This window comes from Kitasatospora sp. NPDC001175 (assembly GCF_053598215.1).
On the sequence record NZ_JBSFJU010000219.1, the window covers coordinates 1 to 1,453 of the forward strand.

1 protein-coding gene is annotated in these 1,453 nt (G+C 69.7%); it reads right to left on the bottom strand.

Annotated features, from left to right (window positions below; genetic code table 11):
• Nucleotides 1-7: 7 nt before the first annotated feature.
• Complete coding sequence (locus ACWDAK_RS41255; protein WP_427396362.1) at nt 8-1,405, bottom strand: IS30 family transposase; 1,398 nt, start codon at nt 1,403-1,405, stop codon at nt 8-10.
• Nucleotides 1,406-1,453: the final 48 nt, after the last annotated feature.

The window sequence follows — 1,453 nt, forward strand, 5'->3', positions numbered from 1 at the left end:
CCCAGGTTCAACCCGTCGTTGCAACAACACCGTCCTGTTGGATCAACAGTAGCTGCTCGTTGAAGACTTCGGCGGGTGTCCTCCACCCCAGGGTCTTGCGAGGGCGACTGTTGAGCGCTGCGGCGACGGCGTCCAGGTCGCCACGAGTGTGCCTGCTGAGGTCGGTGCCCTTGGGGAAGTACTGCCGCAGCAGGCCGTTGGTGTTTTCGTTGGTGCCGCGTTGCCAGGGGCTGTGCGGGTCGGCGAAGTAGATCTGCAGCCCGGTGTCGATGCGTAGTTGGGCGTGCTGGGCCATCTCCGCGCCTTGGTCCCAGGTCAGCGATCTGCGCAGGTGCTCGGGCAGGTCCGTGATCGTGTCGGCGATGGCGTCGCGGACGGCCTGGGCACCGTGCCCGGCGAGTGCCGGGCCGTTCTTGACCCGGGGTTCGCCGTGTCCCTCCATGGGCGGCAGGTGCAGGAGCATCGCGTACCGGGTGGTGCGCTCGACCAGGGTGCCGATTGCGGAGCGGTTCAGACCGATGATGAGATCCCCTTCCCAATGCCCGGGCACCGCACGGTCGTTGGCCTCGGCCGGGCGCCGGCTGATCAGCACCTCCTCGGTCACGAAGTTCTTGCCCCGCCCCTGGGTCCGGGCCCGGGGAACCCGCAGCGCCCGCCCGGTGCGCAGGCAGGCCGTAAGCTCGCGCTTGAGTCCGCCGCGGCCCTGAACGTAAAGCGACTGGTAGATCGCTTCGTGAGAGATGCGCATGGTCTCGTCCTCGGGGAAGTCGATCGGGAGCCGGCGGGCGATCTGCTCGGGGCTCCACGCCGTGGCCCACCGCCTGTCTTGGCGCGGCCCGTGCCGGCGACCCTTCCACCGCGTTGCCGGCCCGGGCGCGGCGCGGCCGTCTGAGGCAGTGACCGCACCGGCCAGCCGCTCCTGGACGTACTGTCGCAGCTGGTCGTGCTCGACAAGCTTGCACGGCTTGGGACGGCGGGCCTGGCGGTCAGCGTGCCACTGTGCAACCGACGCCCGGTAGTCCAGGCGCCCGCCCCGGGTGGCAGCGTTGCGCCGCAGCTCGCGGGAGATCGTCGAGGGCGCGCGCCCGAGCCGGCGGGCGATCTCTCTGACGCCCCACTCGCGGGCCCGCAGCAGCGCGATCTCCTCGCGCTCTGCGAACGACAGGTAGCGTCCTGACGGTTCTTCAAGGGTGATCGGCGGCATGCCGCCACCTTCACGGAACCAACGTGGTCCCAGCGGCATCGACACCCCGGCCGCGACAGCGGCCTCCTCACTGGACAGCCCTTTGGCGATCAACTGCCAGAACTGCTGCCGCTCCGCCCGCCGATTGACCGGGGGCCGACCGGGCGACCGCAACGGCGGGCGACCCGCCTTCAGTGCCGCACGAGCCCTTCCCTGAGCCACAACAACCTCCTCGATCGAGGTGTTGCGACGATCAGTTGAATCCGCCTT